The organism is Lysinibacillus sp. EB271-A1-10B (assembly GCF_058791335.1).
This window is the reverse complement of the sequence record NZ_JBYTDL010000001.1, coordinates 331902-346788: the sequence shown is the minus strand read 5'-3', so window position 1 is coordinate 346788 and position 14887 is coordinate 331902. Positions and strand designations below refer to the sequence as shown.

Below are 14887 nucleotides of genomic sequence, written 5' to 3'. Positions count from 1 at the left end.
CCGTAGAAGCTTGTAACAACTACTCGATTCTCAGCACCAAGCTCTTCAATTAAACGCCATAGTTTAGATGGCATTAAAGTTCCTTCATACGTATCTGGCGCATCTTTAATATCAATATTTACTAACATGTTTGGATAAGATTCTAGAAGTTCGCGTAAAGTTACAACGTCTATTTTTTCATCTCGATAAGGAAATTCCCCATCCAAATCTTCAAATTGATAACCGTGGTTTAATGCATTTATTTCTGCTAAAGTCATGTCTGCAACAAGTCCATAGCCATCTGTCGTACGATCAACAGTATCATCATGGAAAACGATAATTTCCTCATCTTTAGTTAAGCGAATATCTATTTCAAAGCCCTGAACACCTAACTGCATGGCTTTTTCAAAAGCAGGTATTGTATGCTCAGGTGCTAAATGAGCACCGCCACGATGTGCGAGAATAATTGGGTGATCAAATTGTAATGCTTGTTTACCTTCTCGTTGTTGAGGTTTAGAAATAGCTTTACTACCTGCCCAAGCCGCTGCACTTGCCGCTGCACTTGCCGCTGCGATTGCAAGCGCAATTTTTGTTTTCTTACCCATATTCGTCCTCCTTAACAATTAAATTAATATAAATAGTACTGACAATTTCACTTTTAAATTTTCAGTGAGCAAACAAAAAATTATAACTTAAACTAGTGCTCTATTAACTTGCATAAGTGAATGTAAAAATCTTAGTCAACGTTGTATGCTTTTCCATTATAACGGAAAATCAAGCGTTCTGTCAGCTAAACTCTGTTGCTATCATTTTCCGGTCTATGGTATTCTTTTATGTAAGAAATGAGGGGAATACTATGAACGAACGCCAAGGACTAATCGTTTACGTCCATCAATTAAAACATGCGAAGTCTCTTCGAAAATATGGTCATGTTCTTTATATTTCTCGGAGGCAAAAATATGTAGTTCTTTATTGCGAGCGAGAGGAAATTGAATCAATGTCAACAAAACTACAACGCCTTCCATTTGTGAAAGACGTTGTAAAGTCTTATCGTCCATTTGTTAAAACTGAATTTGAAAATGCGAAACCAGATAAAGCGAAAGAATATGACTATAAAGCGGGTCTATAATACTATGTTAAAGCCGGTATATAGTGATGAAGTCTCATTATTCCGATTAAGTATTGATAAAATAGTTTTGATTCCGAAAATATAGAAGAGTGCTTTATTTCTACAACAACCGCTTTTCTATCTAGTCGTTTAATACTTTCTTCAAACATTTTTTGTCGCTGTGAAGGCTGCTCTTCATTATAAGGGATGCCTTCTCGACAAATATAAATCGGCATGAATTTACTTTCACCGACTGGTTTTAAAGCGATTGCTAAAGAAGCAAACTTTTTTTGTTCTTTAGTGGATGTTAGTATAAAAGCTTGGTGGAAGCGATCTTGATTGGTTTTTACTATTTCAAGTAGCTCATAAACATCACCATAGCCTTCACCTAATTCTATAAATTGTTGTGGCATAAAAATTGCACATCCTTTCCAATACACATAGTATCATGCTGCGGGAGGTCAAGCACATGAAATTTGCAATGAGTTTTTTTTCCATTCTAGCACTAATCATTACCGGAACATTATTTTTTCAGTACCATGCCTATTCATCTGATTTAGAAGCAGGCAATGGCGAATTCCGTTATTCACAGGAGATAGAAATTGTCTATCGAGAAAATAGCTTGGATATTCGTCAACATTTTAAAAACTTACCAAACCAAAATGTGAAAATAAAGTGGCCGGAAAATGCAGTGAACCCTAGTTGCTTTATCGATAACGAAAAAAGCTGTGAGCGTTTATCAGAAGAAGTCTCTTATTTTAAAAAAGGAGAGACTAAATCACAATCTGTTTCATACATAATTCCGATTGAGGGTGGCTTAAAAGATAAAATGCTCATCCAAAATGCTTTTGCCACATTAACGAATGGTGAAGCATCTTATTCTGTAGTACATATTTCAACCGATAGTAAAATTGTTGGTCAGTGGATCACGGGATTGCCTTTAGTAGGTCAGCAAAAGCTATCACTTGTTAACTATACAATGTTTAGTGGAGATGGTACAGTTCGTGATATTTATTGGCAAACAGGTAATTTAAAAGCACAAGAGCAAAATTCTGTGTTATCTATTTATGCACGAGGAACTATTTCGAAGGATCTCTTGAAGTCACTGGAAAACATTAAGTTTTTGAATGATCAACACATTGCTATTATTCAAGAAAAAAATCCGGTGAAAGTTCATGATGACCGACTTTTATTTATGCCTGAGCTAACTGAACAAGCAGTTGCACAGGAAGTTATACTGTCACAAATAAAGTCACAATATAAGTTTAAAGATTCACCAACATGGTTGCCAGAAGTTGTGGCATCCTATTTAGTGAAGGATACGATTGGTTCCGATAAAGCAAAGAAAATTGTGAAGACGTTAAAAGAATATATGACAGCAGATCAAGAGTCAGCATGGCAAGAATCTTTGGATAAGCTTGGGGAAGAACCGATTTCTCCTGCATTAATGGACGATCTTTTATCAAAGGTATTAAATGCAAAAACGTCTTATTTTAAGTTGAATGCAGCCCAAGTAAACGGGACATATCCTCTTTTATTTGAGGATGATCGAAATGTTTACGTGAATGATGTTTTGAGAAAAGATGTTCATGTGATTCTTTCTGAAGGACAAGTATTGTATACTGCTGATACATTGTTACCGTATCTAGGATATACGGTTGGTGAAGGGAAAAATGGATATTATATCAATAGTGATAATCGCACCTTCCGATTCCCGAAAGAGCCTGGATTTTATGTATTTAATCAACGTAGATATTCTACAATTTCAGAACCAATTATAAAAATTGCCAATCATTATTATGTTGAAGAAGCTTGGCTACAGCGATTATTTTTAGTAGAATTACAAAAAAGTGATGGTCGTATTAATATTAAGATGTTAACACAAGAGGAAGAATAAATTTTTTGCAGCGGAGGTTCGTCTTTCGCTGCAAAAATACTTTTAACTTCTTTAAAGTGGGTGCCAAACACTCGCTGAATCGAAAGCGAAGCGACAGCAACAATGTTTTGACTGTGCGAAAGCAAAGCGACAGCAACAATAAGTAATAACAATTACGCCAAGGTGAAATTGTTATATGGAATAAGAAAGTACGGTGATTTGCCTATGAGAGTTGTAGCAGGAGAACGTAAAGGAATGCCGTTAAAGGCGATTGTAGGGAACACGACGAGACCTACAACTGATAAAGTTAAGGAATCCATCTTTAATATTATTGGTCCATTCTTTGATGGAGGTATAGCGCTTGATTTATTTGCTGGGAGCGGTGGCTTAGGGATCGAATCTTTAAGTAGAGGAGTTGAGCACGCCGTTTTTATTGAAAAGGATGCAAAGGCGTTCCAAGTGCTACAGGAAAATATAAAGAAATGTCGTTACGAGGATTGTTCTGAGCTATTTCGTATAGATGCGAAGCGTGCTGTGAAAGCGCTATTAAAACGTGATATTTCGTTTAAATTAGCATTTTTAGACCCTCCATATCACCACAAAGAATATTATGACTTAGTGCAGATTCTTGTCGACAATGATAAAATCCAACCTGATGGCGTAATTTTATGTGAGCATGCAAAAGAAGTAGAATTACCACAGAGGTTTGGTGATTTTGTATTAAAAAGACAAGAAACATATGGCGGAACGATTATATCCGTTTATCTTCATTCGTAGGGTATCCCAATACCTGCTGAATAGAGGAACTCGGGCTAAGAACTTCATCCTGTGAAAACGCAAGAGTGGCCACGTCATGCAGCCAAGGTGAAATGGATCGTTATGCAAAAGAAAGAGGGGAATAGATTGTCAGAGAAAATTGCTGTAGTTCCTGGGAGTTTTGATCCGGTGACATATGGTCACTTAGATATTATTAAACGAGCGGCAGATGTATTTGACACAGTTTATGTTGCTGTATTAAATAATTCATCCAAGCAGCCATTATTTTCAGTAGAAGAGCGTATGGCATTAATGGCTGAAGTGACTAAAACATTGCCTAATGTACGTATTGAAAGTTCATCTGGACTATTAATAGACTATGCCAAGGAAAAAAAAGCAAAAGCGATTGTCCGTGGTTTACGTGCTGTTTCGGATTTTGAATACGAAATGCAAATTACTTCGATGAACCGTTTTCTTGATAAAAACATTGAAACGTTTTTCATCATGACAAAAAATCAATATTCATTCTTGAGCTCAAGCATTGTCAAAGAGGTTGCGAAATACGGTAGTGATGTAACCGAGCTTGTTCCTGCTTGTGTTGTAGAAGCTTTGAAAGAAAAGTATGGTTTTAATAAATAAAAGAAACAAAGAGGATGTCTTATTTTTAAGACATCCTTATTTTAGTTTGAGGAGCAATTTGTTTCCTACGTATAATGTTGAACCATGCAGATGATTATTTATTTTAAGAAAAAAAGAGCATAAATAGTAGGTACAATGATTATGCTAAGTAGGCGGAATTTTATATAGGGTCGAACAGACAGCTTGGCTGATTTTGCAATGACGAAAATTTGTAAGTGAATGCTTATACTTTGCATGGTCAACAACATAACAACAAGTAATGGCAAATACGAAAGATTTGGAAAAGCTGAGACGGTCATTTTAAGACCGTTTGTAACTTCAAGAATTGCGGCTATGGAAAGCTCCGCTGCATAGGGAAGTTTAGGTAGCAGTGAATCTAAGCCTTGTTGGACAATCGTCTGGATGGTAGTGAAAAAAATTATCGTCGTTCCAACTAATAGTATTGTCGGGGCTGTTTCTTTTATGCTTTCAGAGAATGGTGCTGTATTCAAAGCTGTATTGTGTATTGAGATGCTAGGAGGATCTGTTTTACGAAATAAAAAGTAACCAGTTAGTAAGCAGCAAATATTAAAACTATGTAGTAAACATAAAAACAACCATCCGAACGTATTACTGTGTAGTAAATCAAGGCTTACAAAGCCTAGCACAAAAAGAGGGCTTGGTGCATGACATACGGCTAATAAAAAATTTGCTTCTTTAGCGTGTAATTGCCCACTGTTTTTTAAGTAAACAATGGTTGTTGCTCCAGACGGATATCCTCCAAGTGCACTAATAATGTAGGCTTGTACGTATAAAGAAGCTCTTTTTGTTTTTGTGCGCATAGGAGCCGTTAAACGGAGAAGCCATTGCGTTAAAATAAGATAAGGTAATAAATACGGGAATAGAGCATCCATAAAAAGGTTTAAACCTAAATCAGTACCTGTATGAGCTGTTTGTGGGAATAACAAGAGTAATAGAATAAGAACTATGCAAATCGCTATTTGAATTGTCGCGTACATGTTATCATCTCGTTTCAACTTTTTGTCATTCACATAGGCAAATGCTAAAATCAATATATGTAAAAAAGGCAAAAAAATGAACGTAAGGTTTTGCAAGCGTCCTAGGAGGTTTTTTCTTATGAAGAAAAAAATTAGTATTTATGCAATGTTATTAGTCGTGATTTGTTTTTTAATGTTATACCGATTAGACGCTTATATTATGAAGCCTGGAAGTGCTTATGATGTCAGTGAATTTGTTAACGTTGAAAATAGCCACACGAATGATAAAGGTTCCATGAGTTTAATGACGGTGGCTATGCAGCAAGCTACGCCTTTTTCGTATCTTTGGGCAAAAACTCAAAAATACCAAAAATTAATGGATATTACCCAAGTTCGAAATCCGTTAGAGGATGAAGAAGAATATAATGTTCGACAGCTTAAATTAATGACTGATTCTCAATTTAATGCAAAATATGTAGCTTTTCAAAGAGCTGGCCTTCAAACAAAAATTCTTTTTAACGGTGTTTTTGTATTAAATGTCCTTGAGGGCGGTGCTTCAGAAAATTTATTAAAAGCTGGTGATGAGATTATTGAAGTTGATGGACAAAAAATTAGAAATCAACAAATGCTTGTAGATCTTTTAAAGCCGAAGCAGCTTGGAGAGAAAGTGACAATTCAATTTATACGTAATAAAAAAGAACAAGAGGTAACGATAACATTAAAGGAAATCCCTAGATCAGAAGAAACAAGGGCTGGTTTAGGTATTACTTATGCTGAAAGTAAATCTATTGAAACAAATCCAAATGTGTCTATGAAAACTGAGGATATTGGAGGTCCTTCTGCTGGACTAATGTTTACTTTAGAAATTTTAGACCAACTTCTCGAAGAAGATTTAACGAAGGGCTATGCTATAGCTGGGACAGGGGAGATGCTGGTTGACGGCACTGTTGGAAGAATTGGTGGGATAGACTATAAAGTCATTGCTGCTGATCGTGATGGTATGGAAATCTTTTTCGCGCCAGATGATGAAATTACTCCAGAAATGAAAGCCAAATATCCTGAACTAGAATCTAATTATGCAACAGCAGTAAAGGTAGCAAAAGAAATAAAAACAAAAATGAAAATAGTTCCGGTTAAAACTGTGGATGATGCAATCGAATATTTAAAACAGTTACAGCCGAAATAAGAAACAAAAAAGGTGCTAGAAGAATCTCTGGCATCTTTTTATTGTGTTGAAAATCTTTGTAAAAAAAAGTAAACCGCTGCACGTAGATAAAATATTTTACTTTCGTACAGAAAATATTTATTTATGGCTCTTCACCAAAGCGAGTAGCCAGGAATGGAAATCACCCTCATTTAAAGCGGTGCGACATTCCTGAACAATTTTTTTAACAACATAAAAAGATGCTAGAGGAATTTCTGGCATCTTTTTATTGTGATCTCGTATTACTTAAAAACGAATGGGTGGTGTTTGATAATCTTTAGGTAAACTTTCCCCTTTTGATCTTTGCTCTATACTTAAATTGTATACCTCTGCTGCATGGATATCTACAGCGAGCATAGCATCATCTATAGCTGCAACACGACTGATTAAAGGTAAAGGTATGTCTTTTTTATGCATGCCCAAATACGCTTGTCCCTGCTTACTCATACCAAGTAAACGTATACTAGAAGGCGCATCAAAGCTTTGCAATTGTTCCTTTGTAAATCCAGTATAAATATGCGTGAGCATACGTTGAAGTCGTGTCCAAGTATAGCGTTTAGATTTAATTTTCTCCATAAAGCTACCGAAAGAATGACTCGTTTTCGCTGCTTTAATAAGTGCATTCTCAATGCCTTCTGTTACCTCGGCATAGCGCGTCAGTTCACTAGGTGTGTGCCGAATAAGTGTAAACTGTAATAATGGCCAAAAAGTTTCCCAACTTGCAAATTCACCATATTTTTCTTGCCAATCCGCTAAATGAACGAATGATGCTTTAGGTAGAAACTCTTGCACATTTTGTAGAGCGCTTGTTGTTGCTAGTGCCTTGCGTATTCCTGTGGCGCTAGCAATGGATGCACCTTCTTGTATAGCGTCATGATAACCTGCAACGATGCGAGGGATCGTTAAAGGTTTAATGTTACTACCTAAAGTTTTGGCAGCCTCAATGTAGTGAAAACCGAGTATATTGTTCGGTTGACCTAAATCAATGTATGCAGCAGGGAACTTTTGAGAAAGCTGTTCATAGGCGTAATGTAGACTTTTAGGATAGCTTGCACCCGTTTTAAGGCTTTCTTTAATAAGAGCGTTATATTCAGTGCGGTGATTATTAATGAGCTGAAACGTATTCATAAAGGGTTGTATGGAGCCATCTTCGCTTCCGAAAGCAAAAGAATCGCAACCAATTCCAGAAAGTAAGGAAATGGCTCCTTTTGCGAAATCAGTTGCAGGTGCGGTACTATATACGTAAGGTAGTTCAATGACAATATCGACACCACCTGCGAGAGCCATTTTTGTGCGTGTCCATTTATCGACCATGGCTGGTTCACCACGTTGCAAAAAATCCCCGCTCATGACAGCGATGACAATATCCGCTTGTGCTACTTTCTTCGCCTGTTCCAAATGATAGGCATGTCCATTGTGAAAAGGATTGTATTCAACAACTATTCCAACTGCTTGCAAATGTAAGCCCCCTTTATCTATATCATTTGCTTCTCGTTCTAAGGAGCATTTTTGCTTATAAAGAACGGTTTGGAGCAAATACACATTTAATAATATATAATTATAGGTGGGTTTTATTGTGGTGACAAGAAATTATCTTGACATCTATTTTTACACATTATATAATCAACAGTGTTGTCTCGAGGTGATTAAACGAATGAAATGGTCAATTCATCAATTATCTAAATACCGCCAAAACGGGATGCCAATCGATGCCTATGTCCAGTTGGACGAGGTGATGGAGCGAAACCAGGATATTCGAGCAATTTCGCCCGTTCATGTAAAAGGGCTATGTACTTTCGGTGCATCGCAAATGACATGTCAGCTAACAGTGACAGCGACGTTAACACTTCCATGTGCACGCACGTGGGAAGATGTTGAGTTTCCTATCGAAGTTGATACAGTTGAAATTTTCAGCTGGGTTGACGAAGAAAATCGTGGGGAAGATGGCGGAGATATTCACTACATAGTTGGTGAAGTAATCGACATGAAGCCGGTTCTTGAGGAGTTAGTGCTTCTTGAAGTACCTATGCAAGTGTTCAAGGAGAATACCGAAGGGCAAGTGCATAGTGGTAAAAACTGGTCTTACGCAACAGATGAAGACGTTCAGCTACACAAAAAAGCTGACGAAAAAAAAGTGGATCCAAGACTGGCTGATTTAGCTAAGTATTTTGATCAAACAGACGAATAGACGATCTGTAAGGAGGTGCCATCAATGGCTGTACCATTTAGAAGAACTTCTAAAACTGCAAAAAGAAAGCGTCGTACGCATTTCAAACTATCTGTACCTGGTATGGTAGCTTGCCCAAACTGTGGTGAAGCAAAATTATCACACCGTGTTTGCAAAGCTTGCGGACAATACAAAGGTAAAGAAGTAGTAAGCAAATAATTCAGTGTTTGCTCACGTCAAAGGCTAGTAAAGAGACCATGGCTCTTTACTAGCCTTTTTGTTGACTAGAAAAGACGGAATCTTTCGGCAATAATGAAAAGATATATAGTACTATAATAATTGTATGATACAATTTATCCATCGGGACAAAGGGGGAAATGGTATGGCATATATAATTGATAACAAAGATGGTATTATGACGTTTACGATTAATCGGGAAGAAAAAAGGAATGCGGTTAATGATGAGGTTATGGATGGGCTTCAAGAAGTTATTACATATATTCGACATCATGATGATGTCCGTTTTTTAGTCGTGACGGGTGCGGGAGATAAATCATTTTGCTCAGGGGGCGATTTATCTGAATTTCATTCGCTTGAAACGGAGGATGAGGCGTTCGGGATGTTGAGTAAGATGGGCAAAATATTATACGACCTTGCGACTTTGCCTGTGCCGACGATTGCGTTAATTAATGGAACAGCGGTTGGTGGAGGTTGTGAGATTGCAACAGCTTGCGATTTTCGTCTAGTGGCAAGTCATGCGAAATGTGGTTTTATACAGGGGACATTAGCAATTACGAGCGGCTGGGGAGGCGGTACATACTTATTCGAACGTGGATTACGCCATGACCGTGCAATGAAGATGCTAGTCGATGCGAAGCCTTATCCAGCAGAATTACTATATGAAATTGGTTGGGCAATGCGCGTTTTCGAAGGTTCGAAAGAAGAGGCGTTGAATGATTTTATCGAACATATGCGTAAAATTCACCCTTCTGTTCATAAGGCTTATAAAGAAATTGAGCTTCGAAAGTGGCGTGAGCGTAATATGTATGAACGTGTTATGGAGGAAGTTCGTACATGTGCGAAATTGTGGGAAAGCGAAGCTCACCACGAGGCAGTTGCTAATTTCCTAGCAAAGAAAAACAATAAATAATGTATAACGGCAGTGATTATAATAAAACATAATCATTGTCTTTTTTATTTCGATGATTCTATTTTGCTCGCCCATGCATATAGTAGTAAAAAATGCGAGGGTGATAGATTATGGAATTGAAAAAAAGAAAAGATCAATGGACAAAGGAAGACGATGAAAGATTAGCAGAAATCGTGTTGCATAATGTGCAAAATGGCAAAACACAGCTAGAGGCTTTTGAAATGGCTGCTAATGAACTAGGTCGTACAAAACAGGCATGTGGTTTCCGTTGGAATAAAACATTACGTAGTCAATATAGTCAGTCGCTACTAGCTGTGCGAAATCAGCCGCAACAATCTATGCGAAGTCATTTGAAATTGGCATTAACAAGTTTCGATGAATTAACAGAGGCCTATCAAAGTCTCGAAATAAGACACCGTGAATTACAAAATGATCATGAAAAATTAGTGAAATGGTTACAGCAAGGATATTCTTTAATGAAAGATTAAAGTAAGGAAGCAGATGAGGGTTACAAGTGCGGTAGAGTAAGTTACTTAGAAAGAATATAAGTTAGATTAAAACATAATGCTGCGTTAAGTGAATTTATAGGTAATAATTTATCTGTACCGAATGCGAAGCGCCAGGTACAAATCACACACCTTGAAATGTAACGAAAGTTAAGAAGTTAGGTGTGAGAGTAACTGCCTGTAAAAGTCCGATTGGTGAAGGCTTATGGTTAGTGGAAAAAACCCGCTGATTAAAGTTTCACTTTATATATTGTCGTAAACACTTAGCCAATCTTGTATAATAAAAGAACCTGCATGGGAGGTGCCTTAGGAATCATTCTAAGGCACCTCCTTCTGTAGAGTGGGGTAAAATAGATTGTATAATGATGGATGGTAGTGGCTGCCAAACATTCGCTGAAATAAGGTGAAGCATCGGTGGATGTCACGGAATCGAAATGGAGTTATTAGGGGATGTTAGTATCGCATCCATGCGATAACGGCTGACTGACCTGCATCGGTAAAAACGCCACATCCTGTGGCATTACCGAAATGACCGATATCGTGTTGGCTCTCAAGTAGGTCTGAGCGCAAAGTCGATTTCGGACGCAATTATGCTGAGAGAGGGCGTTCTCTTATGTTTGATCGTTCGTTGTAAATGTAGGAGGTGTGATGTATTTTGGGTGTAACGATTATTGGTGCCGGGGCAGTAGGGCAATTAACGGCAAGTTTTATAGCTGAGTCTGGTATATCTGTAACGTTGGTTGCGAGAAGGCAGGAACAGTTAGATGAACTTCATGCAAAGTATTTAACACGAGTGAATGTTGATGGAACGAAAACTGTACAAAAAGTTGCTTCAACTACGAAATTAGAGGAACTACCGCGACAAGATTTAATTGTAATTGCTGTTAAATACGGTCAATTACAAGAGCTATACAAACAATTATCTGCATTACCGAGTACGGTACCGTTGTTGTTTATGCAAAATGGATTGGCGCACTTTAACGAGGCACTACGTTTGCCGCAAAAGAATATTGCTTTTTGTTCTGTAACATTTGGTGCTCAATTGATCAATCAGACAACTGTGCAACATAGAGGTGTAGGTGCTTGTAAAATTGCAATAGAGCGAGGGGATAGTAATGCGTTTGCCGATTTGTTACAGCTAAGAAATTCCTTATATCCAGTTGAACTAGTTGCTAATGCGGAACAAATGTTATTTGAGAAAGCTGTATTCAATTGCTTAATTAATCCATTAACGGCTATACTGCAACTGAAGAATGGAGAGTTAGTTACGAATAAGCAAGCGTTTCTATTAATGCAAACTCTTTATCGAGAATTTACGGGAGCTTTTGAAGGCATAGAACAAACTATACCTTTTTTCAAGGTGATAGACTTATGTGAACAAACAGCAAGTAATACATCCTCTATGCTAGCGGATCGGGTGCAAGGAAGGAAAAGCGAAATTGACACGATTGCAGGAGTAATACTAGAAAAAGCTCTAGCGAATGGTCACGATTTGCCAACTTTACGTACTTTATATCACCAAGTACTTGCGATAGAGGAGAGCGGTGAAAGACGTTGAAAGATTTTTTACATATTATGATAAGTGTCATTATTTTTTGTCCATTCCTCCTTTTTATGATTGTCTATTTATTTGGTCGAAAGGTTAAAATTCGAGGCACTCATGCTTTTGGAGTAGCATCGGACGTGACAACATTGTGTTTGTATTTTTCAGTACCGCTAGCAATTAGTGTGCTGTGGAATGTCGATGTTAGCGCACTATTAGTTACATTGACGGTAGTGATGGCAATAATTTTTACATATATTGATTGGCGAACAAAAAAGGAAATTGAAGTAAAACCGCTACTTAGGAAAATTTGGCGCTTTCAATTTTTAGTACTAAGTACGGCGTATATTGTTATTTGTTTAGTAGGTGTTATACGATCTGTTATAGAATATTTACAGGCAGTCTAAGCATTTTCTTTTCATGTTGAAGCCATAAGCGTTAAAATAATAGCATTATAAATTGTTTTTTTTAGTAATAACTCTAGATGTGCAAAAATATGAAGTGAAATTCCAAAGTACTTAAGCGTTTGAGGTTTGTTGAAAATTGTACCTTAACTTTTTTCTGGGAGTTTATTTTATTTTGCTTATTAAAGAGTAAGAAGATGATTTAGGTAGAGGAGTTTGTGTTAAATGAAACTGGAGTCAATCCAAGTACCCATAAAAAATCGTTTGCTAGCAGATTATTGGTCACCGAATACTGCCATCCATGAGTTTTTTGAATACGAATATAACGATAAATCTTTTGAGAAACGTGCGCAATATCTAGATCAGCAGGCGTATGATCAAAAAGAATTAACGGCCATCATACGTCAATTTATGGAGCCTCTTGGTATTTCGAAGAAAGCGAATGAACATTTGCAACAACTAGAGCAAGGAGCTGTTACGGTTGTTGGTGGGCAACAAGCGGGTATCTTAACAGGCCCTCTTTACTCGGTGCATAAGGCGATTTCGGTTATAGCATTAGCGAAAGAGCAAAGTGTAAAGCTACAGCGACCAGTTGTTCCTGTTTTTTGGATAGCTGGAGAAGATCATGATTTAGAGGAAATTAACCATACGTATACAGTGCATGGTGTAGATATTAAAAAACGTGCATACAGTGAACGCTCAAGACGTAAAACAATGGCTTCTGAAACAAGAATAAACAAAGAATCCATGACACAATTAATAAATACTATTGTGAAGGATATGGGTGAAACAGAATTCACTGAAATGCTTATTAAACAATTAGTAGATACTCTAAATAAGAGTGAAACGTTTACGGACTTCTTTGCGCAACTTATGAACCACTTGTTTAAAGATGAAGGTTTATTGATGATAGATGCAGCGGACTTTAAATTCCGTCAATATGAGAGTGGGAATTTTACCCGTATCATTCATAAAAATGAAGAAATTGCTAGAGTGGTAACGGAGAGGGAAGCGGAGCTTGAACGTGCAGGTTATGGCCAGCCTATTTTGGCAACAAACGAAGCGGCCAATTTATTTTATGTAGAAGATGAAGAGCGTCTTCTTTTAGAAAGAAAAAATCAGCATTTTGTCAATCTAGCTGCAAATATCAAACTATCTCGTGAAGAAGTTTTAAAAATTGCTGAAGAACATCCTGAGCAGTTAAGTAATAACGTTGTGACGCGTCCGTTAATGCAGGAAATGACATTGCCTGTGCTAGCATTTGTTGGTGGACCAGGGGAGCTTGCCTACTGGGCGACATTGAAGGATGCATTTTCGGTATTAGGCTTACAAATGCCGATTTTTGCTCCACGCCTTCATATTACACTTGTTACACGTCACGTAGAACAACTTTTACGTGAATATCGTTTAACTGTTGCTGAAGTTTGGGATGGTAAAGTATTGCAACTTAAAGAGCAGTATATTGCTGACGTACAGGACACTGAAGCGAAGCGTCAAATTCAAACGATGCAACGAGACCTTTTAGAAAAATATGATGCACTTCAACTTTATTTAGAAGAACAACAGCTATTATTAGATAAAATACTTGAGAAAAATAAAGAGAATCACCTAAAGCAATTTGAGTATTTACAGCAAAAGGTTGAACAAACTGTTCTTAACAAGCATGAAACGACGATCCGAAAATTTATGACGTTACAAAATGAGCTGTATCCAAATGAGGGATTCCAGGAAAGAACTTATAGTCCGTATCAATATTTTAATGAGTTTGGACCTATGTTAATTACTGAAATGTTGAAACAAAATTATAGCGTTGGCAATCACCACTATATAATTTATTTATAATCCAATATTTGTATCTATATACCTAATTAACAATTTGATACAATGTGAATTTGATGGATAATGTCGATATAAATAGTAAATAGAGAGCTATCCTACTAAGGATAGCTCTTTTTTTGAGTCATTTAGCATAGTTTCAATAATTTGTTAAAGGCCTAATCACACATTAATTGTTAAAATGTCAAGTTTTTTTTAAAAAAAGTGGAGGAAAGTGGGGGGATGTGGTACATTATTTAATAAAGTGGGGTGAATAGCATGTTCATGGGAGAATATCAACACTCTGTTGATGCAAAAGGACGATTAATCGTGCCCGCAAAATTTCGTGAAGCCTTAGGTGAAACGTTTGTTGTAACACGCGGACTTGATAATTGTTTATTTGGCTATCCTATGGATGAATGGCGAAAACTCGAAGAAAAATTAAAGGGCTTACCGATGACCAAAAAAGATACACGTGCATTTGCAAGGTTTTTCTTTTCTGGAGCAACGGAAGTAGAGATAGACAAGCAGGGGCGCATTAACATTCCTTCAACTCTAATGCAGCATGCACATCTTGTGAAAGAATGTGTCGTGTTAGGAGTTTCGAATCGGATTGAAGTATGGGCGAAAGATGCTTGGGAGACTTACTTTAGTGAGTCGGAGCAATCCTTTAATGAAATTGCAGAAAATATGATTGGCTTTGATTTTTAACTTTTTTAGACACTTAAGTGTCAGCTAGATGAAGTTAAGGCCTGAAGGGAGC

General features: G+C 37.1%; 17 protein-coding genes. 13 read left to right on the top strand and 4 right to left on the bottom strand.

Annotated features, from left to right (window positions below; genetic code table 11):
• The coding region (locus tag AC3WSK_RS01655) for a glycerophosphodiester phosphodiesterase family protein (protein WP_492534765.1) at nt 1–584 on the bottom strand (584 nt) is incomplete at its 3' end.
• A 251-nt stretch (nt 585–835) separates the two neighbouring features.
• Here AC3WSK_RS01655 and AC3WSK_RS01650 point away from each other — a divergent pair.
• A complete protein-coding gene (locus AC3WSK_RS01650; protein WP_079559750.1) occupies nt 836–1108 on the top strand; it encodes a YlbG family protein in 273 nt (90 codons plus the stop codon).
• A 2-nt stretch (nt 1109–1110) separates the two neighbouring features.
• Here the strand turns inward: AC3WSK_RS01650 and AC3WSK_RS01645 are convergent, their stop codons facing one another.
• Nucleotides 1111–1500: a DUF7147 family protein gene (locus tag AC3WSK_RS01645; protein ID WP_079559751.1), complete on the bottom strand. Its 390-nt coding sequence runs from the start codon at nt 1498–1500 to the stop codon at nt 1111–1113.
• 56 nt (nt 1501–1556) lie between these two features.
• Between AC3WSK_RS01645 and AC3WSK_RS01640 the strand changes: the two genes are divergently transcribed.
• The 3 genes from AC3WSK_RS01640 to coaD all read left to right on the top strand — a co-directional run bounded on the left by AC3WSK_RS01640 (nt 1557) and on the right by coaD (nt 4358).
• Nucleotides 1557–2984, top strand: a complete 1428-nt coding sequence (locus AC3WSK_RS01640) for an RNA polymerase II (protein ID WP_492411558.1) — start codon at nt 1557–1559, stop codon at nt 2982–2984.
• 204 nt (nt 2985–3188) lie between these two features.
• The gene (gene rsmD, locus AC3WSK_RS01635; RefSeq protein WP_492411556.1) at nt 3189–3740 is read left to right on the top strand and encodes a 16S rRNA (guanine(966)-N(2))-methyltransferase RsmD; all 552 of its coding nucleotides are present in this window, start codon (nt 3189–3191) and stop codon (nt 3738–3740) included.
• Nucleotides 3741–3842: 102 nt separating this feature from the next.
• Nucleotides 3843–4358 (top strand): pantetheine-phosphate adenylyltransferase, encoded by a 516-nt coding sequence (gene coaD / locus AC3WSK_RS01630; protein WP_170938874.1) that lies wholly within the window; start codon nt 3843–3845, stop codon nt 4356–4358.
• Between the two features lie 98 nt (nt 4359–4456).
• Here the strand turns inward: coaD and AC3WSK_RS01625 are convergent, their stop codons facing one another.
• The gene (locus tag AC3WSK_RS01625; RefSeq protein ID WP_240518167.1) at nt 4457–5356 is read right to left on the bottom strand and encodes a hypothetical protein; all 900 of its coding nucleotides are present in this window, start codon (nt 5354–5356) and stop codon (nt 4457–4459) included.
• A gap of 118 nt (nt 5357–5474) precedes the next feature.
• Here AC3WSK_RS01625 and AC3WSK_RS01620 point away from each other — a divergent pair, with 118 nt between their 5' ends.
• On the top strand, nt 5475–6521 hold the full coding sequence (locus AC3WSK_RS01620) for a SepM family pheromone-processing serine protease (protein ID WP_492411553.1): 1047 nt from the start codon (nt 5475–5477) through the stop codon (nt 6519–6521).
• A 264-nt stretch (nt 6522–6785) separates the two neighbouring features.
• On the opposite strand, the gene AC3WSK_RS01615 is transcribed toward AC3WSK_RS01620, so the two are convergent.
• Nucleotides 6786–7997: a nucleotidyltransferase gene (locus AC3WSK_RS01615; protein ID WP_079559756.1), complete on the bottom strand. Its 1212-nt coding sequence runs from the start codon at nt 7995–7997 to the stop codon at nt 6786–6788.
• 196 nt (nt 7998–8193) lie between these two features.
• Between AC3WSK_RS01615 and AC3WSK_RS01610 the strand changes: the two genes are divergently transcribed.
• The 8 genes from AC3WSK_RS01610 to mraZ all read left to right on the top strand — a co-directional run bounded on the left by AC3WSK_RS01610 (nt 8194) and on the right by mraZ (nt 14835).
• Nucleotides 8194–8727, top strand: a complete 534-nt coding sequence (locus tag AC3WSK_RS01610; protein WP_079559757.1) for a YceD family protein — start codon at nt 8194–8196, stop codon at nt 8725–8727.
• A 24-nt stretch (nt 8728–8751) separates the two neighbouring features.
• Nucleotides 8752–8925 carry a 50S ribosomal protein L32 gene (rpmF, locus tag AC3WSK_RS01605; protein WP_010858320.1) on the top strand — a complete coding sequence of 58 codons (174 nt, stop codon included), beginning with the start codon at nt 8752–8754 and terminating at the stop codon, nt 8923–8925.
• A gap of 163 nt (nt 8926–9088) precedes the next feature.
• A complete protein-coding gene (locus tag AC3WSK_RS01600; protein WP_079559758.1) occupies nt 9089–9856 on the top strand; it encodes an enoyl-CoA hydratase/isomerase family protein in 768 nt (255 codons plus the stop codon).
• A gap of 110 nt (nt 9857–9966) precedes the next feature.
• A complete protein-coding gene (locus AC3WSK_RS01595) occupies nt 9967–10344 on the top strand; it encodes a transcriptional regulator (protein WP_079559759.1) in 378 nt (125 codons plus the stop codon).
• A 673-nt stretch (nt 10345–11017) separates the two neighbouring features.
• The gene (locus tag AC3WSK_RS01590; RefSeq protein ID WP_492411549.1) at nt 11018–11920 is read left to right on the top strand and encodes a ketopantoate reductase family protein; all 903 of its coding nucleotides are present in this window, start codon (nt 11018–11020) and stop codon (nt 11918–11920) included.
• A complete protein-coding gene (locus AC3WSK_RS01585; protein WP_079559761.1) occupies nt 11917–12312 on the top strand; it encodes a DUF3397 domain-containing protein in 396 nt (131 codons plus the stop codon). Before AC3WSK_RS01590 ends, AC3WSK_RS01585 begins: the two co-directional genes overlap by 4 nt.
• Before the next feature lie 222 nt (nt 12313–12534).
• Nucleotides 12535–14151 carry a bacillithiol biosynthesis cysteine-adding enzyme BshC gene (bshC, locus tag AC3WSK_RS01580; protein WP_079559762.1) on the top strand — a complete coding sequence of 539 codons (1617 nt, stop codon included), beginning with the start codon at nt 12535–12537 and terminating at the stop codon, nt 14149–14151.
• 252 nt (nt 14152–14403) lie between these two features.
• Entirely contained in the window at nt 14404–14835 is a 432-nt protein-coding gene (gene mraZ / locus AC3WSK_RS01575; RefSeq protein ID WP_079559763.1) for a division/cell wall cluster transcriptional repressor MraZ, read from the top strand.
• Nucleotides 14836–14887 lie beyond the last annotated feature (52 nt).